Annotated in this window: 18 protein-coding genes; 9 read left to right on the top strand and 9 right to left on the bottom strand. The window is 68.1% G+C overall.

The window, feature by feature from the left end; translation table 11 throughout:
* Positions 1 to 13: 13 nt before the first annotated feature.
* The 8 genes from E5P3_RS19685 to E5P3_RS19650 are packed head-to-tail and all read right to left on the bottom strand — an operon-like array spanning position 14 to position 10,525.
* Complete coding sequence (locus E5P3_RS19685; protein ID WP_162587507.1) at positions 14 to 604, bottom strand: UbiX family flavin prenyltransferase; 591 nt, start codon at positions 602 to 604, stop codon at positions 14 to 16.
* Entirely contained in the window at positions 601 to 2,073 is a 1,473-nt protein-coding gene (locus tag E5P3_RS19680; RefSeq protein WP_162587506.1) for a UbiD family decarboxylase, read from the bottom strand. Before E5P3_RS19680 ends, E5P3_RS19685 begins: the two co-directional genes overlap by 4 nt.
* 32 nt (positions 2,074 to 2,105) lie before the next feature.
* On the bottom strand, positions 2,106 to 3,683 hold the full coding sequence (locus E5P3_RS19675) for an AMP-binding protein (RefSeq protein ID WP_162587505.1): 1,578 nt from the start codon (positions 3,681 to 3,683) through the stop codon (positions 2,106 to 2,108).
* Position 3,684: 1 nt separating this feature from the next.
* Positions 3,685 to 4,209, bottom strand: a complete 525-nt coding sequence (locus E5P3_RS19670) for a (2Fe-2S)-binding protein (RefSeq protein WP_162587504.1) — start codon at positions 4,207 to 4,209, stop codon at positions 3,685 to 3,687.
* The gene (locus E5P3_RS19665; protein WP_162587503.1) at positions 4,206 to 5,036 is read right to left on the bottom strand and encodes an FAD binding domain-containing protein; all 831 of its coding nucleotides are present in this window, start codon (positions 5,034 to 5,036) and stop codon (positions 4,206 to 4,208) included. The genes E5P3_RS19670 and E5P3_RS19665 overlap by 4 nt, the downstream gene beginning before the upstream one ends.
* Complete coding sequence (locus E5P3_RS19660) at positions 5,033 to 8,065, bottom strand: molybdopterin cofactor-binding domain-containing protein (RefSeq protein ID WP_232073211.1); 3,033 nt, start codon at positions 8,063 to 8,065, stop codon at positions 5,033 to 5,035. The genes E5P3_RS19665 and E5P3_RS19660 overlap by 4 nt, the downstream gene beginning before the upstream one ends.
* A gap of 34 nt (positions 8,066 to 8,099) precedes the next feature.
* Positions 8,100 to 9,554 (bottom strand): aldehyde dehydrogenase family protein, encoded by a 1,455-nt coding sequence (locus E5P3_RS19655; RefSeq protein ID WP_162587501.1) that lies wholly within the window; start codon positions 9,552 to 9,554, stop codon positions 8,100 to 8,102.
* Positions 9,555 to 9,574: 20 nt separating this feature from the next.
* Positions 9,575 to 10,525 (bottom strand): tripartite tricarboxylate transporter substrate binding protein, encoded by a 951-nt coding sequence (locus E5P3_RS19650; protein ID WP_162587500.1) that lies wholly within the window; start codon positions 10,523 to 10,525, stop codon positions 9,575 to 9,577.
* Between the two features lie 219 nt (positions 10,526 to 10,744).
* Here E5P3_RS19650 and E5P3_RS19645 point away from each other — a divergent pair, with 219 nt between their 5' ends.
* The 7 genes from E5P3_RS19645 to E5P3_RS19615 all read left to right on the top strand — a co-directional run bounded on the left by E5P3_RS19645 (position 10,745) and on the right by E5P3_RS19615 (position 21,506).
* Positions 10,745 to 11,677, top strand: a complete 933-nt coding sequence (locus E5P3_RS19645; RefSeq protein WP_162587499.1) for a LysR family transcriptional regulator — start codon at positions 10,745 to 10,747, stop codon at positions 11,675 to 11,677.
* A 347-nt stretch (positions 11,678 to 12,024) separates the two neighbouring features.
* Positions 12,025 to 13,941, top strand: coding sequence for a propionate--CoA ligase (locus E5P3_RS19640; protein WP_162587498.1), 1,917 nt, complete (start codon positions 12,025 to 12,027; stop codon positions 13,939 to 13,941).
* A 185-nt stretch (positions 13,942 to 14,126) separates the two neighbouring features.
* The gene (locus tag E5P3_RS19635) at positions 14,127 to 17,006 is read left to right on the top strand and encodes a 2-oxoglutarate dehydrogenase E1 component (RefSeq protein WP_162587497.1); all 2,880 of its coding nucleotides are present in this window, start codon (positions 14,127 to 14,129) and stop codon (positions 17,004 to 17,006) included.
* Positions 17,007 to 17,048: 42 nt separating this feature from the next.
* Complete coding sequence (odhB, locus tag E5P3_RS19630; RefSeq protein WP_162587496.1) at positions 17,049 to 18,323, top strand: 2-oxoglutarate dehydrogenase complex dihydrolipoyllysine-residue succinyltransferase; 1,275 nt, start codon at positions 17,049 to 17,051, stop codon at positions 18,321 to 18,323.
* 9 nt (positions 18,324 to 18,332) lie between these two features.
* Positions 18,333 to 19,763, top strand: a complete 1,431-nt coding sequence (gene lpdA / locus E5P3_RS19625) for a dihydrolipoyl dehydrogenase (RefSeq protein WP_162587495.1) — start codon at positions 18,333 to 18,335, stop codon at positions 19,761 to 19,763.
* 4 nt (positions 19,764 to 19,767) lie between these two features.
* The gene (zapE, locus tag E5P3_RS19620) at positions 19,768 to 20,865 is read left to right on the top strand and encodes a cell division protein ZapE (RefSeq protein WP_162587494.1); all 1,098 of its coding nucleotides are present in this window, start codon (positions 19,768 to 19,770) and stop codon (positions 20,863 to 20,865) included.
* On the top strand, positions 20,862 to 21,506 hold the full coding sequence (locus E5P3_RS19615) for a hypothetical protein (RefSeq protein WP_162587493.1): 645 nt from the start codon (positions 20,862 to 20,864) through the stop codon (positions 21,504 to 21,506). Before zapE ends, E5P3_RS19615 begins: the two co-directional genes overlap by 4 nt.
* A gap of 16 nt (positions 21,507 to 21,522) precedes the next feature.
* On the opposite strand, the gene E5P3_RS19610 is transcribed toward E5P3_RS19615, so the two are convergent.
* Entirely contained in the window at positions 21,523 to 22,338 is an 816-nt protein-coding gene (locus E5P3_RS19610; RefSeq protein WP_162587492.1) for a PP2C family protein-serine/threonine phosphatase, read from the bottom strand.
* An 88-nt stretch (positions 22,339 to 22,426) separates the two neighbouring features.
* Between E5P3_RS19610 and E5P3_RS19605 the strand changes: the two genes are divergently transcribed.
* Both E5P3_RS19605 and E5P3_RS19600 read left to right on the top strand, forming a co-directional pair.
* Positions 22,427 to 22,633, top strand: coding sequence for a DUF465 domain-containing protein (locus E5P3_RS19605; protein WP_162587491.1), 207 nt, complete (start codon positions 22,427 to 22,429; stop codon positions 22,631 to 22,633).
* Positions 22,633 to 24,714 carry an ATP-dependent DNA helicase gene (locus E5P3_RS19600; RefSeq protein WP_162587490.1) on the top strand — a complete coding sequence of 694 codons (2,082 nt, stop codon included), beginning with the start codon at positions 22,633 to 22,635 and terminating at the stop codon, positions 24,712 to 24,714. Before E5P3_RS19605 ends, E5P3_RS19600 begins: the two co-directional genes overlap by 1 nt.
* The last annotated feature ends 33 nt before the right edge of the window (positions 24,715 to 24,747 follow it).

Here is a 24,747-nt window from a genome sequence, read left to right as displayed (position 1 = left end):
ATGGATGGCTGGGTCAGGCGGCGTAGGCAGGCCGCTGCAGGCCTTCCCATCGCTTGACGAGATCGTTGTGATCGATGTCGAACAGGTCGAGTACGCGGCCCACGGTGTGGTCGACGAGGTCGTCGATGGAGTTCGGCCTTGCATAGAAGGCCGGCACTGGCGGAAAGACGATGCCGCCCATCTCGGTGACGGCCGTCATGTTGCGCAGGTGCGAAAGGTTCAGGGGCGTCTCGCGCGCCATCACCACCAGCCGTCGGCGCTCCTTCAACACCACGTCGGCGGCGCGGGTGATGAGGTTGTCTGCGATTCCATGCGCCACGCCGGCCAGTGTCTTCATCGAGCAGGGCGCGATCACCATGCCGGCCGTGCGAAAAGACCCGCTGGAGACGGCCGCGCCGATGTCCTTGACGTTGTGCACGACGTCGGCGAGCGCCTCGATGTCGGCGCGCTTCATGTCGAACTCCTGCGATGCGGTGAGCGCGCCGGAGGCGGACATCATCAGGTGCGTCTCCCAATCGGGCATGGCGCGCAGCAACTGCAGCAGGCGCACGCCGTAGACGGTGCCGCTCGCGCCGGTGATCGCGATGATGAGGCGCTTCGTCATGGCGCTGCACCGGGCGTCGCAGCGGCGAGGAAGTCGATGCGCCGGGTGCTGTCGATGGCCGCATGGAGGTCGATGTCCTCTTCCCCCGGCACGCGCACCTTGGTGAAGACGTGCTCGTGGTAGACCACGGGCCGCGTCGCGTCCAGTCCCATCTTGGCGCTCAGGCCCTGCAGATGCGCTGGCGGCGCGCCGTCGGTGAAGTCCTGGCCCACGGTCGTCGACGGGTCGAGCACCGAACCCTGCGCACCGGCGATGACGACGAGGTCGCGGTCGGCCTGGAAGCGCGTCGCGACGGCCCATTCGACCTGCAGCGGGTCATGCACCTGCACGTCGTCGTCGACCACGATCACCTGCTTGAGGTCGTAGTGCGCGCCGAACGCCGCGCAGATCACGTTTTTGGGCTGGCCCTCGTGCGTCTTGCGGATCTTGATGTAGAGGTGGTAGCGGCCGACGCCGCCGACGGCGAGGTGCACGTCCAGCACGTTGGGAAAGCTGCGCTGCAGATGCGCGAGCAGCGTGGCCTCGCGCGGGATCGAGCCCAGCAGCAGGTGCTCCATCTCGGCCGGCACGATGGTGTGGTAGATCGGGTTGCGCCGGTGCGTGACGGCCTCGACCTGGATCACCTCGCGGTGCTCACGCGCGCTGTAGTACCGCGGGAACTCGCCGAAGGGGCCCTCGGCCTCGCGAACGCCGGGCAGGATGCGGCCCTCGATCACGATCTCGCTGTCGGCCGGCACCCGCACTTCGCTCGTCAGGCACTTGACCACCTTCAGGGGTGCGCCGTGCAGCGCGCCGGCAATTTCAAGTTCGTCGGAATCGATCGGCGCGATGGCCTGGGAGGCCAGCAGCGTGAGCGGGTCGATGCCGATCACCACCGCCACGTCGAGCGCCTCGTTGCGCGCTTCGGCCTCGTTGTAGAAAGCCCAAAGGTGCCGCGGCAGCATGAGGATCGCCATGCGCTCCTTCGAATGCACCTGGATGCGGTTGATCGACACGTTCTGTATGCCGGTCGAGGGGTTGCGCGCGATGACCAGTCCGGCCGTGATATACGGGCCGTTGTCGTGCTCGCTGTGCGTCGGCACCGGCAGCACATCGCGCACGTCGCGGTCGCGGTGTACTACCTGCTGGCACGGTGCTTCGTCCGTCGGCACTTCGCGCCAGGGCAGCGGCTGGTCAGCCGCATCACGAAAGCGCTGCAGCAGTTCGGCCTCGGGCACGCCCATGGCTTCGGCGATCCAGGCACGGCGCGACATGAACCCTGACACCACCGGCACCTCGTGGCCCCCGGGCTTCGGGAAGTACGCGGCCCGCTGGCCGTCGAGTCGCTTGGCGATGGCGGCCAGCGTGTGCTCGAGCGGCACGCCTTCGCGGATCACGGCCATACGGCCGGTCTCGCTCAGGTGCGCGAGCCAGCGGCGCAAGTCGGTGAAGGGCCCGGTGTTGACGGGAGAGGGGATGCGAGAGTTCATGACGGTTCTTGCCGTGAGGCTATGGCGATGCTTCAGTTCGTCGGGGTGTCGGGGGTGCCTGGGGCGTCGTATTCCCCTGCCACCAGCTTGCGGCGCAGGATCTTTCCGACCGGCGACTTTGGGATCTCGGCCACGAAGACGTACTCGCGCGGCCGCTTGAAGTTGGGGAGGTCCGAGCTGCGGCAGTGGGCATCGAGCGTCTGCGCGTCGAGCGCGTCCTGCCCGCTGCTGCGCGTGACAAAGGCCACCACGCGCTGGCCCCAACGCTCGTCGGTCAGGCCGGCCACCGCCACCTCGCCGACGCCGGGGCACAGCGAGATCACGGACTCGATGTCAACCGGCGAGATGTTCTCGCCGCCGCTGATGATCATGTCGTCGACGCGGCCGGTGACGTAGAGGTCGCCGTCGTCGTCGAAGTAGCCGATGTCGCCCGTGTAATACCAGCCGTTGCGCAGCGACTTGGCATTGGCGTCGGGGCGCTTCCAGTAGCCCTCGAAGGCTTCGTCGCCGCGCAGGTCCGCGATGATCTGGCCTTCCTCGTTCGGTGCCACGCGCTCTTCGGCGCTTCTCGCATCGAGCCGCACGATGCGCAGTCGCGTGTTGAGTCCCGCGCGGCCGGCGCTGCCGGGTTTCTTCATCGCGTCCTGGTCGACCGAGACGGTGTAGACCTCCGACGAGCCGTAGTGGTTGACGAAGAGCTCGGGCTCGAAGGCGCGCGACAGGCGCTGCAGCAACGCGTCGTGCATGGGCGCGCCGGCAAAGCCGAGCTTGGTGACCGATGCGATGTCGGCGCCGGGCCCTTCGACGCCGGTGCTACGCTGGCGCTGCGTGAGCAGGTCGTGATAGAGCGTCGGCACCAGGTAGAGGCAGGTGACGCGCTCGCGTTCGATCAGCGCCAGCGCGCCCTGCGTGTCGAAGCGCGGCATGCACACGAAGGTGCCGTCGACCAGCGCCATCGCCAGCAGCGAGCGCACGCCCATCGTGTGATAGAGCGGCATCACACCGAGCGTGCGTTCGCCGCGGCGGTAGAGGTTTTGTGCGACGTGTGCCAGCGCGGCGGCGCGCTCTTGCCGGTGCCGGCGCGGCACGCCCTTGGGCTTGCCGGTGGTGCCGGAGGTGTAGAGCATCAGCGACACGTCGTCGGCGTCGGCGGCGGACTCGAGTGCGGTGGGCTCGGCGCTCAGCAGTTCGGCCCAGGTCGAGGTTGCGTCGTCGTTGTCGGGCAGGCCCACCGCAATGCGCAGCAGGGTGCGCGCGCCGCTGCTGTACAGCACGGCGTCCGCGCTGGCGCCTTCGAAGAACACCGCCTTCACGTCCGCATCGGCGATGCAGTAGTCCACCTCTTCAGGCTTGGCGCGCCAGTTGAGCGGCACCACAACCACGCCAAGGAACTGGCAGGCCCAGTGCAGGGTGGCCGCTTCGTGGCGGTTCTGCAGCACGGACAGCAGGCGGTCGCCGCGGCCGAGGCCGAGCGCTGAAAGGCCGGCCGCGACACGCGCGACCTGGTCGTGCCACTGCACGTAGGTCAGCCGCACGCCGTCGTCCACCAGGGCGAGCGCGTGCGGGCTGCGCTCCACGCTTTGAAGAAAAGTTGTTCCGAGGTCGAGCATGTCAGTCTTCCGTGAGGGCGTCGGCCGGGGGATGCGCCCGGCGCAGCGCCGCTGTTTCCAGCACCGCCTGGACGATGGGCGTGTAGCCGGTGCAGCGACAGAGGTGGCCGGAGAGCATGTCGCGCACGTCGGCCTCGTTGGGGTCGGGGCGGCGCCGCAGGTAGTCGTCGCAGGACATCAGGATGCCGGCGGTGCAGAAGCCGCACTGCAACGCGTGGTGGCGCTTGAAGGCTTCCTGCAGGTCCGACATCGGGCCGTCGGGGTCGCACAGGCCTTCGACGGTGGCGATGTCACGGCCTTCGGCCTGCACCGCCAGGGTCATGCACGAACGGCTCGCCACGCCGTCGATTTGCACCGTGCATGCGCCGCACACGCCGTGCTCGCAGCCGACGTGCGTGCCGGTGGCGCCGAGGCCGTCGCGCAGGAAGTCCGACAGCAGCATGCGCGGCGTGCAGGGCGCACTGCGTGCGGTGCCGTTGAGGTGCAGGCGCACCGTGTGCAGGGTGTCGCGGTCGATCGTTTTCATGCCGGGTTCTCCATGACTTGGCGAAGCACCTGTGCGCCGAGGCGGCGAACCAGGTGACGGCGGAAGGTGGCGCTGGCGTGCGCGTCTTCCTGCGCTTCCAGTTCCCAGGCGAAGTCGTTCAGGACACCTTCGAGCTCGGCGCCGCGCAGGGCGGCTGGCCACTGCGCGAGGCGCGGCCGGTCGGCCACGCCGCCCACCGCGAGGCGCACGCCGCTTGCGTCGGCCACCGCAGCCACCGACACGATGGCGAAGTCGCCGTGCCGGGCCGAGAACTCCGTGAATGCGCTGCGCTGGCCGGCGGCCGCGAGCGGAAAGCGCACCTCTTCGAGCAGCTCGTCGGGCGCGCGCGCCGTCATCAACATGCCCTGGAAGAAATCGGGCGCGGGCAGCGTGCGGCGCTTCGACGCGTTGCGCAGCACCACCTCGCCGCCGAGCGCCAGCAGCACCAGCGGAATCTCGGCGCTGGGGTCGGCATGCGCGACCGACCCGCAGACCGTGCCGCGGTTGCGGATCTGGAAATGCGAGATCAGCGGGAAGGCCTGCGCCAGCAGCGGCACTTCCTGCGCGAGTGTCTTGCGCCACTCGACGCTGCCTTGCGTCGCGGCCGCGCCCACAGCGAGCATGCCGCGCTCGGCGCGCACGTAGGTCAGGTCGGCGGTGCGCGAGATGTCGATCAGCGCGCTCGGTTGCGCGAGGCGCATGTTGAGCACCGCCATCAGCGACTGGCCGCCGGCCAGGATGCGCGCATCGGTGCCCAGCGAGCGCAATTGCTGCACGGCCTCGTCGGCCGTTTCGGCGCGCACGTAGTCGAAGGCCGCGGGCTTCATTGCGCGCCTCCGAAAAGTTGCAAAAGGCGCCGCCACCAGGAGGGCGGTGTCGTCGCGGCGGCTTGGCCCCCGGCCTGCCGGCCGAGCTGTTCGAAGAGCTGCTTGAGCACGATCTTGGCCGCGCCTTCCAGCATGCGCCCGCCGACTGCCGCGACCTTGCCCGAGACCTCGGCCTCGTAGTCATAGCGCAGCAGCGTGCCGCCGTTGCTGGGCTCCAGCGACACCAGGCCGCTGCCCTTGGCCGCGCCCACGCTCGACAGGCCCGAGCCCGCGAGGCGAAGCCGGCGCGGCGGCTCGATCTCGCTGAGCGCCACCTCGGCCGCGTAGCGTGCCTTGATCATGCCGATGCCCACCGTCACGTCGGCGCGGTAGCGGTTGGGGCCGATCGAATCCAGCGCATTGCAGCCGGGAATCACACGCGCCAGCGCAACCGGATCGAGCAGCACGGCGAACACCGCCTCCGGCGTGGCGGGCAGCAGGATCTCGCCCTGCGCCGAGAGTGCCTTGCCCCCCTTGGCGCCCTTGCCGCCGGGAGCGGATTGGCCGGCAGCCACGGCCTTGCCGGTCGATGGCATTGCCGCAGCCGCACTGCCGCGCGACGGCGCGGGGTCGTCGATACCGATCAGGTCCATCACGCGTGACGGTGTCAGCGGTAGCACGATGTCGGCGCGGCCTAGCGCGTCGGCCACGGCATTGGCGATGCACACCGGCGTGCTCATGTTGTTGCCTTCGCCCAGTCCCTTCGCGCCCAACGGCGTGAAGGGGCTCGGTGTTTCCATGTGCAGGATCACCGGGTCGGGCACCTCGCAGGTGGTGGGCACCAGGTAGTCTGCGAAGGTGCCGGACTGGAAACTGCCGTCGGCGCCGTAGCGAAACTCTTCCATCAGCGCCGCGCCCAGGCCTTGGGCGAATGCGCCGCGGATCTGCCCGTCGGCCAAGGCCGGGTTGAGCAGTGTGCCGGCGTCGTGCGTGGTGACGTAGCGGTCGATGCGCACGCGGCCGGTGTTGTGGTCGACTTCCACCGCGCACACGTCGAACGCGAATCCGTATGCGGCCGAGGTGTTGACGCGGTCGTCGTCGTCGGGTGCGGTGAGTTGCGGCGGGGTCCAGAAGGCGGTTTCACGCAGGCCGGGATCGGTGCCCGCCGGCAGCAAGCCGGGCGCCCAGTGCGGGCTGGCAGCGAAGCGGGTGAAGGGCAGGCTGCGCTCGGGCGCTGCGCCGGCGTACACCTTGCCGCCAGCGAAGACCACGTCCGATGCAGCGCAGCCCAGCGATGCCGCGGCGATGCCCGCGAGCTTGTCGCGCAGCCGCGTGCAGGCCAGGTGCAGCGCGCCTGCCACCGCGCCGGCGAAGCGGCTCGAATAGTTGCCGGCGGCCACCGACCACGCGTCTTTCTGCGTGTCGAATTCGACGTTGACCGAAACGTCCGACGGATCGACGCCGAACACATCGGCCGCGACCTGCGCGCACACCGTGCGATGGCCCTGGCCCGCGGGCGACGACGCCACCACGACGTTGAGCCCGCCGAGCGGATCGATACCGACCGTGGCCGTGGCGATGCCGCCGTTCTTCGGGCCTGCCTTGGCGCGTTGCTCGCGCGGCAGGGCGGTCGTGATGTAGCCCATGTTGGAGATGGAGGGCTCGACGATCGCCGCGAAGCCGATGCCATAGAGCCGGCCTTCGGCCCGCGCCGCGTCTTGCCGCTGCCGCAGCTCGGCGATGCCGCCGTCGCGCACCGCCAGGGCGAGTGCGGCCTGGTAGTCGCCGGAATCGAGCAACGCGCCGGCCGCTGCGCGATAGGGGAATGCATCGGCAGCAATGAAGTTGCGTCGGTACACGTCGAGCGGGTCGAGCCCTAGTTCGACCGAGACGCGCTGCACCAGCCGTTCGAGTGCGTAGTACACCTGCGGCCCGCCGAAGCCGCGCACCAGGCCGGTCGGCGTCTTGTTGGTTAGCACCACGCGGTTGCGCACGCGCAGGTGCTCGATGGCATAGGCGCCCGTCAGGCAGCCGTGCATGCGGTAGAAGGTGGCCGGTTCCGGCGCGCGCAGGTAGCCGCCGCAGTCGTCGAACTGGTCGAGCGACAGCGCGACGATGCGGCCATCGGCCTCGACTGCCGCTTCGGCGTGGCACAGCCGGCCAGTGGCGGATGTCGCGGCGGTGAGGTGTTCGAGCCGGTCTTCGACCCATTTCACCGGTGCGCCGGCCTTGCGCGCGGCCAGGCACATCAGCACTGCCGGCGCCATCACTGCCTGCTTGACGCCGAAGCTGCCGCCCGAGTCGGCGAAGGTGCGGTGCCGCAGCCGGTTGCCCGGCACCTTGAGCGCCATCGCCATCACGGTGTGCAGCGAGAACGGGCCCATGAAGTTGGACTGGATGTCGTAGCCGTCCTGCTCCGAAACGAACTCGGCGATGACCACGGCCGTCTCGATCGGCGTGCAGGAATTGCGCGGGAAATTCACCGTGAGCGCGACGCGGTGCGGCGCGGCTGCAAAGGCGGCGTCGGGGTCGCCATAGCAGAAGCTTCGGTCGCTCACCACGTTGCTGCCCACGCGCTCGTGCAACACGGGCGCGCCGTCCGCCGCGGCCGATTCGATGTCGACCACGACGGGCAATGTCTCGTACTCGGCCTCGATCAGTTCCAGCGCGTCCTCCGCCAGGTAGCGGCTCTCGGCCACTACGACGGCGAGCGGCTCGCCGACATAGCGCACCTTGTCGACCGCCAGCGCCCACAAATCCATCGGCGCCTTGACGCCGACGATGAAGGGTTTCGACCAACGCTGCACGTCGGCCCCCGTGAGCACCGCGCGGACGCCGGGCAGGGCTTCGGCGCGGGCCGTGCGCACCGCGAGCAGCCTGGCGTGCGCATGCGGGGAACGCAGCACGGCCGCGTGCAGCGTGTCGGCGCGCACGGGCGCATCGTCGCCATAGCGTCCGCGGCCGGTCAACAGCGCGCGGTCTTCCACGCGCTGGGCCGGTCGGCCGAGATGGGGACGCACGGTGGCGTCGGTGGCGGGGGACACGCTCATGAGCATTGGGATTTCCTTCCGGCAGGAAGGTCGTTCAGACCGTTCCGACCTGTTGGTAGATGTGCTTGATTTCCTGGAAGTCGATCAGCGCGTCGTAGCCGTGCAGCCGGCCCAGGCCGCTGCGCCGGTAGCCGCCGGTTTCCGCTTCGGCGAAGAGCTTGTTGTGATCGTTGATCCAGACCGTGCCGTTGCGCAGCGCGCGAGCGACGCGCATCGCCCTCGCGCCGTCACGCGTCCAGACGCTGGCAGAAAGGCCGAACTCCGAATGGTTGGCGCGAGCCACGGCCTCGGCCTCGTCTTCGAAGCGCTCGATCACCAGCAGCGGGCCGAAGATCTCCTCCTGGACGAAGAAGGCGCTGGTGTCGCGGTGCGCGACCAGCGTGGGCGTGAGGAAGGCGCCAGCGGCCAGCGCGCCCTTGGCGCGGCCGCCACGCACCAGCACCTCGTCGGCGGCTTCCATCGCTTCGTCGATGCGCGTGCCGACGCTGTCGGCCGTGGCGTTGTCGATCATCGGCCCGATCTGCGCGCCGTCCGAAAGGCCGGGCCCGACGCGCAGCCCCTGCAGCGCGGCGGTGAGCGCGCGCTTCATGGCGTCGTAGTGCTTCGCGTGCACCAGCACCCTTCGTGCAGCGGTGCACTGCTGACCGCTGATGATGGTGGCGGCCGCTGCCAGCGCGGGCGCCACGGCGACCACGTCGGCATCTTCGAAGACGAGGCAGGCCGACTTGCCGCCGAGCTCGAGCGAGAGCTTCTTCATCGTCGGCGCGGCCGCGGTCATGATGCGTTGGCCGGTCGCGTTGGAACCGGTGAAGCTGATGACGTCGACGTCGGGCGATTCGACCAGACGTGATGCAACCTCGTGGCCTTCTTCGCTCAGCAGGTTTACCACCCCGGCGGGCAGGCCACCCGCAGCGTGCAGTTCCGCGATCAGCGCAGCGGTGATCAGCGCCGTCTGCGGCGCCGGCTTGACGACGACGGTGCAACCGGCCGCGAGCGCGGGGGTGAGCGAGCGGATCAGCAGCACTGCGGGTGCATTCCACGGCACGATGATGCCGGCCACGCCGGCCGGCTCTTTCAGCAGCGTGGAGAAGGCGCCGGATTCGACTTCGAACACGTGGCCGGGCATGTAGCGGGTCAGGCCGGCGTAGTAGCGGATCTCCGATACCGCAGCTGCGATCTCGCCGCGCGATTGGCCGATCACCTTGCCGTTCTCCAGCGTCAGAAGGCGTGCGAGTTCCTCGGCGCGTACCTCAAGCCGATCGGCCCAACGCAACATGACCATCTGCCGCAGGCGCGGGTTCTGTGTCCAAGAGGGCTGGTCGAAAGCGCGGCGCGCGGCTGCGATGGCCGCATCAGCATCGGTGCGGCTGGACGCCGCGAATTGCCCGAGTGCAGTGCCGTCGGCCGGGTTGTGACGCGTGCCCACGCTGCCGGAATGTGCGGGCAGCCATTCGCCGCCGACGAGGTTCAGCGCTTGAAGCTGGTTCATGTCATTCAAGTGGCGTTCGGTCATTCGGCGGTGATGCGCGCGTCCTGCACCACCTTCTTCCACAGCTTCATCTGACCGTCGATGAAGGTGCGGAACTGGGCCGGCGTGCCGCCTGCGGGCGCCACGCCCTGCTGCGCAAACACCTTCTTGACGTCGTCCATCGCGAACACGGTGTTGAGGTCGCGGTTGAGCTTGTCGATCACGGGCTGCGGCGTGCCGGCGGGCGTCACGAAGCCGTGCCACGAACTCGCCTCGTAGCCGGGCAGGCCGGCTTCGGCGGCTGTCGGAACGTCGGGCATGAGCGGCGAGCGCTTGGCGGCAGCGATCGCCAGTGGTCGAACCTTGCCGGTCTGGATGAAGGGCAGGGCATGGGGCACCAGGTCCACCGCCAGGTCGACCTGGCCGCCGGCCAGGTCGGTGAGCAGCGGCGTGCTGCCCTTGTACGGCACCTGGGTCATGCGTGTGCCCGACAGGCTTTCGAACAACGCCATCGCGAGGTGGTTGGACGAACCCGCGCCCGAGGAGCCGTAGTTGAGGCCGCCGGGCTTGGCCTTGGCAGCCGCGAGCACATCCTTGAGCGAGTGCAACGGACCGCCGGCGTGGGCCACCAGCAGCATCGGCGACAGCCCGGCCAGCACCACCGGCGCAAACGCCTTTTCGGAGTCGTAGGGCAAGGACTTGTAGAGCCACGGGTTCGCGGCAAACGGAAACTGCACCACCAGCAACGTGTAGCCATCGGCCGGCGACGTTGCCGCAGCCTGCGTGCCGATCGCGGTGCCGGCCCCGGGCTTGTTGTCGACGATGACGGGCTGCTTCCACGCGACCGACAGCTTGGCCGCCGCGAGCCGGGCCAGCGTGTCGTTGAAGCCGCCAGTCGGGTACGGCACCACGATGCGCACCGGCTTGGAAGGGTAGGTGTCCGGTCCTGCTTGCGCACTGCCCGTGCCAACGATGCAGAGGGCGGCTGTCATGCCGATCGCAAAGGCGACCCGGCGGCCCGGACGGTGAACTGATGTGATGGCCAGCCAAGCTGACGTGGGCAGGAAGGGCATTCGACTTGTCTCCGATGCCCGGCGCGTGGATGTCCGGGTCTGGGGAAAGTCTAGAAATCCAGCGTCATCAGGTCAATTAATATGAATTGATGTACGGCATCATTTATAGTGATTGCCTAGACAGCAGGCAGGTGCACGATGGAATTTCGACAGGTCCAGTATTTCGTGGTGCTCTTTGAAGAGCGCTCCGTCACCCGTGCCGCGCGCCGGCTCAACATCGTGCAGCCCGCGCTCAGCATGCAGATCGCCAAACTCGAGGAAGAGATCGGCAAGCAACTCTTCGTGCGCAGCCCGCAGGGCATGGAGCCCACGAGCGAAGGGCGGCGCATGTATCGCCTGTTCCTTCCCGTTCTCGGTGATTTTGCCCATGCGCGCGAACAGGTCATGCAAACCTCCGGCGAGCTTGCAGGCCTGGTGCGCGTCGGCATGATCGCGACCGTCGCGCAGGGTGTGCTCGTCGATGCACTGCTGGAGTTTTCCGCGCTGCATCCGAAGGTCGATCTCTCGTTAACCGACGGCTTCAGCGGCACGCTCGCGGATGCCGTCGCGGTGGGCCAACTCGACGCCGCGATCGTCAACAAGCCGCGCCGCCCGCTGGCACTCAACACCGAGGCGATCGCAGAGGAAGACATGCTGGTGATCGCTGGACCGAAGCATGCACCGCTGCCTCACGTGATGGCCTTCGCGGAACTGGCCCACCTGCGACTCGTCCTGCCGACGCGGCAGCATGGCTTGCGCGGCATCATCGAAAGCTTCAGCCAAGCCGAAGACGTGACCCTGTCGCCCAACGTGGAAATCGACTCGATCAGCGCGATTCTCAAGCTGGTCCACGAAAGCGATTTCTGCACCGTGCTGCCGCGTGTGGCCGTCAGGCGCCAGCTCGAGCACGAGGCATTGCACGGCACCACGGTGACTTCGCCTCGCCTGTCGCGCCAGATCGTTTGCGTGACCCATCCGCGCCGGCCGCCGAGCCCGGCGGCAGCAGCTTTCATCGCCACGCTCGTGCGCCACGTGCGCGGGCTCGGCGAAGGCGACCACGCCGGTTCTGGTGCAGACCGTGGCTCGGGGTAGGCGACTCGCGTTGTGAACTGCGGGCGGGTGGGTCCGCGCGAGAGCCTAGGAGGGCAGAAAGTGTGCGGCGCACCGATCTCTTCCCATGGGTGCTTATCGACGACCCCACAAGCGCGGTCGGGAAACTTGCCTGGAAAGTGCGCAAGTGCGGCGGCAGCGATCAGCCGACGGCAAAGGGGCCCGAAAGCAGCGGTTGGATCCTCGCTGCACCTGCACCGCCGGGTGGTGGACGGCCGTCCTTAGCACGCACCACCACGACACCGCCATCTGTCAGCTTCAAGCAAGCCACGCGCTCATAATTATGAATTCAGTTCGTGAGAGCCCTGCCCATGCGGGAGACAAAGTCCATGACAAGCTATGCAGAGTTCTATCGCCGTTCCATCGACCAGCCAGAAGCGTTCTGGGCCGACCAGGCTGAACTGATCGACTGGAAAACGCCTCCCCGCCAAGTCCTCGAGGCGAGCCGGGCTCCCTTCGTGCACTGGTTCGCGGGCGGCACCACCAATCTCTGCCACAACGCGGTCGATCGCCATCTCGCCACTCGCGGTGACCAGCCGGCGCTGATCGCGGTTTCGACCGAGACGGGTACGGAGCGGAGCTACAGCTTCAGGGAACTGCATGCCGAAGTGCAGCGCGTCGCGGCTTCGCTGATGGAACTCGGTGTCGGCAAGGGCGACCGCGTGCTGATCTACATGCCGATGATTCCCGAGGCCGCCTTCACCATGCTGGCCTGTGCACGGCTGGGCGCGATCCACTGCGTGGTGTTCGGCGGCTTCGCGAGTTCGTCGCTGGCGTCGCGCATCGAGGATGCGACGCCCAAGGTCGTCGTGAGCGCCGACGCGGGATCGCGCGGCGGCAAGGTGATCGCGTACAAGCCGCTGCTGGACGAGGCGATCCGGCTCTCCGGGCACAAGCCGGATGCAGTGCTGCTGTTCGACCGAGGACTCGCGCCGATGACGCTGACCGAAGGGCGCGACCATCCGGCAGCCCGGCTGATCGAGAAGCACCGCGACGCGCAGGTGCCCTGCACCTGGCTGGACGCCACCGACATCAGCTACACCATCTACACCAGCGGCACCACCGGCCGGCCCAAGGGCGTGCAGCGCGACACGGGCGGCTATGCGGTGGCGCTGGCGGCGAGCATGAAGCACATCTTCGACGGCCGTGCCGGCGAGACCTACTTCTCGACGAGCGACATCGGCTGGGTGGTGGGGCACAGCTACATCGTCTACGGGCCGCTGATCGCAGGCATGGCGACGATCATGTACGAGGGCCTGCCCACGCAGGGGCTGGACCGGCAGCCCGACGGCGGCATCTGGTGGCAACTGGTCGAGAAGTACAAGGTCACCGTGATGTTCAGTGCGCCGACCGCCGTACGCGTACTCAAGAAGCAGGACCCGTCGTTGCTCAAGAAGTACGACCTGTCGAGCTTGCGCGCGCTGTTCCTGGCAGGCGAACCGCTCGACGAACCGACGGCGCGTTGGATCAGCGAGGGCCTGGGGGTGCCCATCATCGACAACTACTGGCAGACCGAGTCGGGCTGGCCCATCCTCACGGTGGCCAATGGCGTGGAGCGCACGCCCAGCAAGTTCGGCAGCCCGGGCGTGCCGATGTACGGCTACAAGGTCAGGATCCTGCACGAGACCACCGGCGAGGAGCTGAAGGGCGCCAACGAGAAGGGCGTGGTCGTGATCGAGGGCCCGACGCCGCCGGGCTTCATGCAGACCGTATGGCGGGACGACGAGCGCTTCGTCAACACCTACTGGAAGAGCGTGCCGGGCAAGCTGGTGTACTCCACCTTCGACTGGGGCATTCGCGACGAGGAGGGCTACTACTACATCCTCGGCCGCACCGACGACGTGATCAACGTCGCCGGCCACCGCCTGGGCACGCGGGAGATCGAGGAGAGCATTTCGGGCCATGCCAAGGTCGCCGAGGTCGCGGTGGTCGGCGTGGCCGATGCGCTCAAGGGACAGGTGGCCATGGCCTTCGTGGTGCCGAAGGACGGCGCCGTGCTCGGCGACGCCCAGGCGGCCCTGGCGCTGGAAGGGGAGGTCATGAAGCAGGTGGGCGATCAGCTCGGCGCGCTGGCGCGGCCGGCGCGCGTGCATTTCGTGGGCGCGCTGCCCAAGACGCGCAGCGGCAAGCTGCTGCGCCGGGCGATCCAGGCGGTCTGCGAGGGACGCGATCCCGGCGACCTGACCACCATCGAGGATCCGGGCGCCCTCCAGCAGGTGAGGCAGACCCTCTCTCCCAAGGGGTAGGCGGCCCCGCGCGCGGAAGGGCTTGCACAGGCGCTTTCTGGCGTCACATAGCTGCCATGGCACAATGCCAAGGTACTCCGGCCCTTCCCCAGCCACAGTCGCATCCGCCAACCGGTTCAGCCGTGTCGCGGAAGGTTTCTCAAACCAGCTAATGCTTCCCCCAGGGAAGCGAAGGTCAGCGCAATATGAGCGATTCGACGTCCTCCGCGTCCGTCTACCACGCCTACCAAGGCAACACCTACCTCTTCGGCGGCAATGCCCCCTATGTCGAAGAGATGTACGAGAACTACCTCGCCAACCCCGGCAGCGTGCCCGACAACTGGCGCTCCTACTTCGATGCGCTGCAGAACGTGCCGGCCACCGACGGCAGTACCACACGCGACGTCCCGCACCAGCCGGTCATCAACGCCTTCGCCGAGCGCGCCAAGCAGGGCACGACCAAGGTGGTGCAGGCCAGCGGGGCCGATTCCGAGCTCGGCCGCCAGCGCACGGCAGTCCAGCAGCTGATCGCCGCCTACCGCAACGTCGGCGCGCGCTGGGCCGACCTCGATCCGCTCAAGCGCGCCGAGCGCCCGGCGATCCCCGAGCTCGAGCCTTCGTTCTACGGCTTCACCGATGCCGACCTGGAGACGGTGTTCAACACGAGCAACACCTTCTTCGGCAAGGACACGATGTCGCTGCGCGACCTGCTCAACGCGTTGCGCGAGACCTACTGCGGCACGATCGGCGCCGAGTACATGTACATGACCGACCAGGCGCAGAAGCGCTGGTGGCAGCAGCGGCTCGAAAGCGCGCGGACCAACCCCAAGCTGAGCACCGAGGAGAAGAAGCGCGTCCTCGAGCGCCTGACGGCCGCCGAAGGCCTGGAGCGCTTCCTCCACACCAAGTACGTCGGCCAGAAGCGCTTCTCGCTGGAAGGGGGCGAGAGCTTCATCGTCTCGATGGACGAGCTGATCAGCCAGGCCGGCATCAAGGGCGTGCAGGAGATCGTGATCGGCATGGCCCACCGCGGCCGCCTCAACGTGCTGGTCAATTCACTGGGCAAGATGCCGGCCGACCTGTTCGCCGAGTTCGACCACACGGCGCCCGAGGACCTGCCCAGCGGCGACGTCAAGTACCACCAGGGCTTCAGCTCCGACGTCTCGACGCCCGGCGGCCCGGTGCACCTGAGCCTGGCCTTCAATCCGTCGCACCTCGAGATCGTGAACCCGGTGGTCGAGGGCTCGGTGCGCGCCCGCATGGATCGCCGTGCCGATCCGCTGGGCAAGCAGGTGCTGCCGGTGATCGTGCATGGCGACGCCGCCTTCGCGGGGCAGGGCGTGGTGATGGAAACGCTGGCGCTGGCCGAGACCCGCGGCTACTCCACTGGCGGCACGGTGCACATCGTGATCAACAACCAGATCGGCTTCACCACCAGCGACCCGCGCGACAGCCGCTCGACGCTGTACTGCACCGACGTCGTCAAGATGATCGATTCCCCGGTGCTGCACGTGAACGGCGACGACCCCGAGGCCGTGGTGCTGGCCACCCAGCTGGCCCTGGATTTCCGCATGGAGTTCCAGAAGGACGTGGTGGTCGACATCGTCTGCTTCCGCAAGCTGGGCCACAACGAGCAGGACACGCCCTCGCTGACCCAGCCGCTGATGTACAAGAAGATCGCCGCCCACCCCGGCACGCGCAGGCTCTACGCTGACCGGCTCGCCGCCCAGGGCCTGGGTGACACGCTCGGCGACGACCTGGTGAAGGCGCAGCGCGCGGCGTTCGACGCCGGCAAGAACACCACCAACCCGGTGCTCACCAACTTCAAGAGCAAGTACGCCGTCGACTGGAGCCCCTTCCTGAACAAGAAGTGGACCGATGCCGGCGACACCGCCATTCCGCTGGCGGAGTGGAAGCGCCTGGCCGAGCGCATCACCAAGGCGCCCGAGAAGTTCACCGTGCACCCGCTGGTCAAGAAGGTGCTGGACGACCGTGCTGCCATGGGCCGCGGTGAGATCAATGTCGATTGGGGCATGGGCGAGCACATGGCCTTCGCCTCGCTGGTGGCCAGCGGCTATCCGGTGCGCCTCTCGGGCGAGGACAGCGGCCGCGGCACCTTTACCCACCGGCATGCCGTGCTGCACGACCAGAACCGCGAGAAGTTCGACGAAGGCACCTATGTGCCCCTGCAGAACGTGGCCGACAACCAGGCGCCCTTCGTCGTCATCGACTCCATCCTGTCGGAAGAGGCGGTGCTGGCCTTCGAATACGGCTATGCGTCGAACGACCCCAACACGCTGGTGATCTGGGAGGCGCAGTTCGGCGACTTCGCCAACGGCGCGCAGGTCGTGATCGACCAGTTCATCGCCTCGGGCGAAGTGAAGTGGGGCCGCGTCAACGGCATCACCCTGATGCTGCCGCACGGATACGAAGGCCAGGGCCCCGAGCACAGCTCGGCGCGCCTGGAGCGCTTCATGCAGCTGTCGGCCGACACCAACATCCAGGTCGTGCAGCCCACCACCGCGAGCCAGATCTTCCACGTGCTGCGCCGCCAGATGGTGCGCAGCCTGCGCAAGCCGCTGATCATCATGACGCCCAAGTCGCTGCTGCGGAACAAGGACGCGACCTCGCCGCTGTCGGAGTTCACCAAGGGCAGCTTCCAGACCGTCATTCCCGACAACAAGGACCTGAAGGCCGACAAGGTCAAGCGCGTGATCGCCTGCTCGGGCAAGGTCTACTACGACCTGGCGAAGAAGCGGGAGGAGAAGGGCAGCGACGACGTGGCGATCATCCGCGTCGAGCAGCTCTATCCCTTCCCGCACAAGGTCTTCGGCGCCGAACTCAAGAAGTATCCGAATCTCGTCGACGTGGTGTGGTGCCAGGACGAGCCGCAGAACCAGGGCGCCTGGTTCTTCGTGCAGCACAACATCCACGAGAACCTGCAGGAAGGCCAGAAGCTCGGCTACTCGGGCCGTGCCGCCTCGGCGTCGCCTGCGGTCGGCTACTCCCACCTGCACCAGGAGCAGCAGAAGGCGCTGGTCGACGGCGCCTTCGCCAAGCTCAAGGGCTTCGTGCTGACCAAGTAAGACAACCTCACTCAAGAAACACGAAGCGAAGCGAATCCCAAAATGTCCATCGTTGAAGTCAAAGTCCCCCAGTTGTCCGAGTCCGTGGCCGAGGCCACGATGCTGCAATGGAAGAAGAAGCCCGGCGAAGCGGTCGCCGTCGATGAAATCCTGATCGAGATCGAGACCGACAAGGTCGTGCTGGAGGTGCCGGCACCTTCCGCCGGCGTGCTCGCCGAGATCGTCGCCGGCGACGGCGCGACGGTCGTTGCAGAGCAGGTGATCGCGAAGATCGACACCGACGCCAAGGCCGGCGCGGCTGCGCCCGCCGCGGCACCGGCGGCGCCTGCCGCCGCCCCTGCGCCGGCACCCGCCGCGGCCGCACCCACCGCCGCGGGCGGCTCGAAATCCGACGTTGCGATGCCGGCCGCCGCCAAGCTGCTGGCCGACAACAAGCTGACGACCGGCGACGTGAGCGGCACCGGCAAGGACGGCCGTGTCACCAAGGGCGACGTGCTGGCCGCGGTCGCGGGCGGCGCCACCGCCAAGGTCGCCGCGCCGGTTGCGATTCCCACGGGCGCACCCAAGGCGGCGCTGCCGCAGGTCGCCTCGCCGGCCGCCGCACCGGATCTCGGCGAGCGCCCGGAAGAGCGCGTGCCGATGAGCCGCCTGCGCGCCCGCATCGCCGAGCGCCTGCTGCAGTCGCAGTCCACCAACGCCATCCTGACCACCTTCAACGAGGTCAACATGGCGCCCGTCATGGAGATGCGCAAGCGCTACCAGGAGAAGTTCGAGAAGGAGCACGGCGTCAAGATCGGCTTCATGAGCTTCTTCGTGAAGGCGGCGGTGCATGCGCTCAAGAAGTACCCGGTGATCAACGCCTCCGTGGACGGCAACGACATCGTCTACCACGGCTACTTCGACATCGGCATCGCGGTGGGTTCGCCGCGCGGCCTGGTGGTGCCGATCCTGCGCAATGCCGACCAGATGAGCTTCGCGGACATCGAGAAGAAGATCGCCGAGTACGGCCAGAAGGCCAAGGACGGCAAGCTGGGCATCGAAGAGATGACCGGCGGCACCTTCTCCATCTCCAACGGTGGCGTGTTCGGCTCGATGCTGTCGACGCCGATCATCAACCCGCCGCAGTCGGCCATCCTGGGCGTGCACGCGACCAAGGACCGTGCCGTGGTCGAGAACGGGCAGGTCGTGGTCCGGCCGATGAACTACCTCGCGATGTCCTATGACCACCGCATCATCGACGGCCGCGAGGCCGTGCTGGGCCTGGTCGCCATGAAGGAGGCGCTCGAAGACCCCGCTCGCCTGCTGTTCGACATCTAAGGAGCACGGATGTCCAACAAGCAATTCGACGTCATCGTCATTGGTGGCGGCCCCGGCGGCTACGTCGCGGCCATCCGCGCGGCGCAGCTCGGCTTCAACGTCGCCTGCATCGACGAGTGGAAGAACGCCAAGGGCGGCCCCGCCCTGGGCGGTACCTGCACCAACATCGGCTGCATTCCCTCGAAGGCGCTGCTGCAGTCCTCCGAGCATTTCGAGCATGCCGGCAAGCACTTCGCCGACCACGGCATCAAGGTCGAAGGCCTGGGCCTCGACATCGACAAGATGCTGGGCCGCAAGGACGCTGTGGTGAAGCAGAACAACGACGGCATCACCTACCTGTTCAAGAAGAACAAGATCACCTTCTTCCATGGCCGAGGCGCCTTCGCGAAGGCGTCCGGCGCGGGCTACGAGCTGACGGTGACCGGCGCGGCCGAGGAGTCCATCGAAGGCAAGCACATCATCGTGGCGACCGGCTCCAACCCGCGCGCGCTGCCTGGGGCCGACTTCGACGAGGAGAACATCCTCTCGAACGACGGCGCGCTGCGCATCCCCGCCGTGCCGAAAAAGCTGGGGCTGATCGGCTCCGGCGTGATCGGGCTCGAGATGGGTTCGGTCTGGCGCCGGCTGGGTTCGGAGGTCACGGTGCTCGAAGCGCTGCCTACCTTCCTGGGCGCGGTGGACGAGCAGATCGCCAAGGAGGCGCACAAGGCCTTCGTCAAGCAGGGCTTGAAGATCGAGCTCGGCGTGAAGGTGGGCGAAGTCAAGTCCGGCAAGAAGGGCGTGACGATCGCCTGGACCAATGCCAAGGGCGAGGCGCAGACGCTCGAGGTCGACAAGCTGATCGTCTCGATCGGCCGCGTGCCCAACACCATCGGCCTCAACCCCGAGGCGGTGGGCCTGAAGCTCGACGAGCGTGGCGCGATCGTGGTCGACGAAGAGTGCCGGACCAGCCTGCCCAATGTGTGGGCCATCGGCGACGTGGTGCGCGGCCCGATGCTCGCGCACAAGGCGGAAGAAGAAGGCGTGGCGGTGGCCGAGCGCATCGCCGGCCAGCACGGCCACGTGAACTTCAACACCATCCCATGGGTGATCTACACCTCGCCCGAGATCGCCTGGGTCGGCCAGACGGAGCAGCAGCTCAAGGCCGAGGGCCGCGCCTACAAGGCCGGCACCTTCCCCTTCCTGGCCAACGGGCGCGCCCGCGCGCTCGGCGACACGACGGGCATGGTCAAGTTCCTGGCCGATGCGGCGACGGACGAGATCCTCGGCGTGCACATCGTCGGGCCGATGGCCAGCGAGCTGATCTCCGAGGCCGTGGTGGCGATGGAGTTCAAGGCCAGCGCCGAGGACATCGCGCGCATCTGCCATGCGCATCCCTCGCTCTCGGAAGCGACGAAGGAAGCGGCGCTCGCGGTGGACAAGCGCACGCTGAATTTCTGACCCCTTGAGCGTCAAACAGGCCTACGAAGCGGAGCTGGTTGCGCGGGGGTACCAGAGCGACCCCGCGCAGCTGCGCGCCGTGGAGGCGCTCGAGCGCTGCGCCAGCGAGTGGGCGGCGTACAAGTCGCAGCGCTCCAACGCCTTCAAGAAGCTCATCAACCGGCCCGAGATCCCGCGCGGCGTCTACATGTACGGCGGGGTGGGGCGTGGCAAGAGCTTCCTGATGGACTGCTTCTTCAACGCGGTGCCGCTGCGGCGCAAGACGCGGCTGCACTTCCACGAGTTCATGCGCGAGGTGCACCGCGAGCTGGCCGAGCTGCAGGGCACGGTCAACCCGCTGGAAGAGCTCGGGCGCCGTATCGCCAAGCGCTACAAGCTGATCTGCTTCGACGAGTTCCATGTCGCGGACATCACCGACGCGATGATCCTGCACCGGCTGCTGGCGGCGTTGTTCGACAACGACGTGGGCTTCGTGACCACCTCGAACTTCAGGCCCGACGATCTCTATCCGGGCGGCCTGCACCGCGACCGCATCCTGCCGGCGATCGAGTTGCTCAACCAGCGTCTCGAAGTGGTCAACGTCGACAACGGCACCGACTACCGCCGCCGCACTCTGGAGCAGGTCAAGCTCTATCTCACACCCAACGGCGCGGCGGCCGACAAGGAGATGCGCCACGCCTTCGAGCGCCTGGCCGAGAGCGCCGACGAGAACCCGGTGCTGCACATCGAGGCGCGCGAGATCCATGCGCGGCGCAAGGCTGGCGGCGTGGTCTGGTTCGATTTCAAGACCCTGTGCGGTGGCCCCCGCTCGCAGAACGACTACCTCGAGATCGCCAGCCAGTTCCACACTGTGCTGCTGTCCGACGTGCCTCACATGCCGGTGCGCATGGCCTCTGAAGCACGTCGTTTCACATGGCTGATCGACGTGTTCTACGATCGGCGCGTGAAACTCATCATGTCGGCCGAGGTTCCCCCCGAGGCCTTGTACACCGAAGGGCCGCTGGCCCACGAATTCCCGCGTACCGTCTCGAGGCTCAACGAGATGCAGTCGACCGAGTTCCTTGCGCAGGAGCGACGCATCGTGGACACCCGCCTCACATGAAGAAGCTGCTCTTTCCCCTGATGATCTTCCTCGGCGCCGTGCCGCTGTGGGCGCAGACCACCGCCACCAGCGGCCAGGCCGACTTCGCGGCCGAGCGCGCGCGCCTGGATCAAGAGCGCAAGGTGGTCGAGGAGCGCTTCGCCACCGAGCAGGCGGCCTGCTACCAGAAGTTCGCTGTCCAGAGCTGCCTGGACGACAGCCGCCGCCGCCGCCGCGAGGCCACCGAGAACATCAAGCGCCAGGAGGCGGCGATGAATGACATCGAGCGCAAGCGGCGCGGCGCGGCCGCGCTCGATCGGCTCGAGGAGAAGAAGGCGAGCCCCCGCGCCCAGGACACGGCGGCGGAGCAGGAAAAGTCCCTGAAGTCGCAGCAGGAGCGCGAACAGCGCGCCGCGGACCATGCCCAGGATCGCGCCCGCATCGCCTCCGAGGCGGCTGAGAAGCAGCGGCAGTTCGAACAGAAGCAGCGGGCCCAAGCCGAGGAGCAGGCCAAGGCCGCAAGTCGGCGTGCCGAAGCCCCCGCCAATCGCGAAGCCCACGAGCGCAGGCTCGAACGGGCGGAGCAGCATCGCCGCGATCGCGAGCGGCGCAACGCCGAGAACACCAAGCCGCGCGCGGCGCCGCTGCCCGCGCCGCCCTGAACCCGGGTGCGGAAGATCAGTCCTCTTCCGCGTCTTGCGGGTCGGGGAGGGCTTCGAGCTTGAGGATGGCCAGCGAAATGTTGTCGCCGGTTCCGCGTGCCCGCTTTCGCGCCTCGGCCACCAGCAGCTCCGCAGCGGCGCGCGGCGATTGCTCGGCCAGCACGCGGCCCATCTCCTCCGGCTTGAAGTAGTGCCAGAGGCCGTCGCTGCAGGCCAGCAGCAGATCGTCGGGCTCCAGCTTGGGAACGAGGTGGATGTCGACCGGTGGCGGCGTGGACTTCATGCCCAGGCAGCCGAGCAGGATGTTGCTTTGCGGGTGGATGTTGGCCTCCGCCTCGCTGATCTCGCCGCGGTCCACCAGCACCTGCACATAGGAGTGGTCCTTGGTGCGCTTGACCAGCTGGCCGCGCCGGAAGTGGTAGATGCGCGAGTCTCCTGCATGGATCCAGGCGCAGTCGCCCTCGGGGTTCATCAGGAAGGCGGCCACGGTGCTGTGCGGCTCCTGCTCGCTGGAAAGGGCGGTCAGCTTGATGACCGTGTTGGCTTCCTCGAGCAGCTGCCGCAGCACATGCACCGCCTCGTCGTGTCCGGGCTTGTAGCGGGCGAACAGCTGGCGCGCCGTCATCAGCACCTGGTCCGAGGCCTTGCGTCCGCCGCTGCGGCCTCCCATGCCGTCGGCGACCACGCCGAGCACGCAGCCCGCCGCCCGCGGGTGGTTCATCACCAGGACCTGGTCCTGCTGGTACGGGCGGTCGCCCTTGTGGAGGCCGGTGGCGGCGGCGAGCCGAAAGCCTCGAGTCTGGGGCGTGGCTGCGCTGGCGGAGTCCTGCATGGGTCTGGCAAGTGGGAACGAGGACGTACATTATCGAGTCAACCCGAGCGAAGCCGGAAAGCACTCCGTCACGTCTTCGCATCATCCCTTGGACTCCAATCTCCACTCCTTCTCTCGTCAGCTGATCGAATTGCGCATGGAGCATGCCGACCTGGATGCCGCCATCGACCGGCTCGCCGAGACCATCGAGCCGCGCGACGACCTGCTGCTGCGCCGGCTGAAGAAGAAGCGCCTGTTCCTGCGGGACTGCATCGCGCGGCTGGAGCGCCTGCTCGACCCACAAGAGCCAGCCTGATGTCGATCGTCGATTGGCCAGAAGATTTCGAGGCGGACGCGGCGTCCGTCGAGCCTGCCCACGCGCCGCGGGAGGCCGGCCACTTGGCGGCCGAAGTCGAGGCCGCCTTCGCCCAGCACGGCGTGCTCTCGCAGGCGGCCGAGCAGTTCCGCGAACGCGAAGGCCAGACCCAGATGGCGCTGGCCGTGGCCCGTGCCATCGACGAGGGAGGCGTGCTGGTGGTGGAGGCAGGCACCGGCGTCGGCAAGACCTTCTCCTACCTGGTACCGGCCCTGCTGAGCGGCGAGCGCGTGCTGCTGTCGACGGCCACCAAGGCCCTGCAGGACCAGCTCTTCGGCCGTGATCTGCCGCGGCTGGTCGAAGCGCTGGGCCTGCCGTTGCGCACGGCCCTGCTCAAGGGCCGCGCCAGCTACCTGTGCCTGCACCGGCTCGACCAGGCCCGCCACGACGCGAGCCTGCCCGAGCGCGGCAGCCTCCGCACGCTGGCGAAGATCGAGCAGTGGTCCAAGGCCACCCGCACCGGCGACCTGGCCGAGCTGCCGGGGCTGGATGAGCGCTCGCCGCTGATCCCGCTGGTCACCTCCACCCGCGACAACTGCCTCGGCGCCCAATGCCCGCAGTTCAAGCCCTGCCACGTCAACCTCGCCCGGCGCGAGGCCATGGCGGCCGATGTGGTGGTGATCAACCATCACCTGTTTTTCGCCGACCTGGCGGTGCGCGAGTCGGGCATGGCCGAATTGCTGCCGACGGTCCGTGTGGTGGTGTTCGACGAGGCCCACCAGCTCAACGAGACCGGTGTGCAGTTTCTTGGTGCGCAGTTGGGCAGCGGGCAGGCGCTGGACTTCGCGCGCGACATGCTCGCGGCCGGCTTGCAGCAAGCGCGTGGCCTGGTCGACTGGCAGCAACTCGTCGCAGCGACCGAGCACGCTGCCAGGGAACTGCGTTTGGCCGCCGGCAAACAATGGCCGGGGGCCAAGCTGCGCTGGGCAGGCTCGGCGCCGGAAGGGGTGCCGGCCGAAGCGTGGCAGGGCGCGCTCGATGCGTTGAAGCACGCCTTCGCGGAAGCGGCCCGCGGCCTGGACACGGTGAGTGAGCTCTCGCCCGATTTCGTGCGGCTGCACGAGCGCGCCGAGCAGCTGGCCGAACGCGCAGCGCGCTTCGCCAAGCCCTGCGCGCCGGAGTCGGTGCGCTGGGTGGACGTGGGCACGCAGCTCAGACTGGTCGAGTCGCCGCTGGACATTGCCGAAGCGGTGCGCACGCGGGTCCTCAAGACCGGACAGGGCGACGCGCAGGAGCAGGGACGCGCCTGGGTGTTCACCTCGGCCACGTTGGGCGACGATCCGAAGCTGCGCTGGTTCACCGAGCCCTGCGGCCTCGAGGACGCTGAAGTTCTTCGCGTGCAGAGCCCCTTCGACTACGCGCGTCAGGCGGCGCTCTACGTCCCGCGTGCATTTCCGAAGCCCAGCGATCCGGCGCACAGCGCGCAGGTGGCACGGCTCGCCGCGCAGGGGGCAGCCGTGCTGGGCGGGCGCACGCTGGTGCTGACGACCACGCTGCGCGCCCTGCGCACCATCGGCGACGCCATCCGCCAGCACTTCGAGCCCATGGATGCCGCGCGCAGGCCCGAGGTGCTGGTGCAGGGCGAGCTGCCCAAGCGGGTGCTGATGGAGCGCTTCCGCGAGGGTGCCTCGCACGGCCGAGCCGGCTGCGTGCTGGTGGCGTCGGCCTCGTTCTGGGAGGGCTTCGACGCACCCGGCGACGCCCTGCAGCTGGTGGTCATCGACAAACTGCCCTTCCCGCCGCCCAACGATCCGTTGGTCGAGGCGCGCTCGCAGCGCCTCGAATCGCAGGGCCGCAGCGCCTTCGGCGACTATTCGCTTCCGGAGGCGGCGGTGGCACTCAAGCAGGGCGCTGGCCGGCTGATCCGGCGCGAGACGGATCGTGGCGTGCTGGCGATCTGCGACACCCGGCTCGTGGCAATGGGCTACGGGCGCCGGCTGCTGTCCGCCTTGCCGCCGATGCGGCGGCTGGAAGACGAGGCCGCCTTCGAGGCAGCGCTGCGCGAGCTCGTCACGCCCTGAAAAAGAAAAAGGCCCGGATCGGGCCTTTTTCTC

This window comes from Variovorax sp. RA8, from assembly GCF_901827175.1.
Classification (GTDB): domain Bacteria; phylum Pseudomonadota; class Gammaproteobacteria; order Burkholderiales; family Burkholderiaceae_C; genus Variovorax.
Note: the sequence above shows the minus strand (reverse complement) of the source record. Positions and strands in the feature narration are given on the sequence as shown.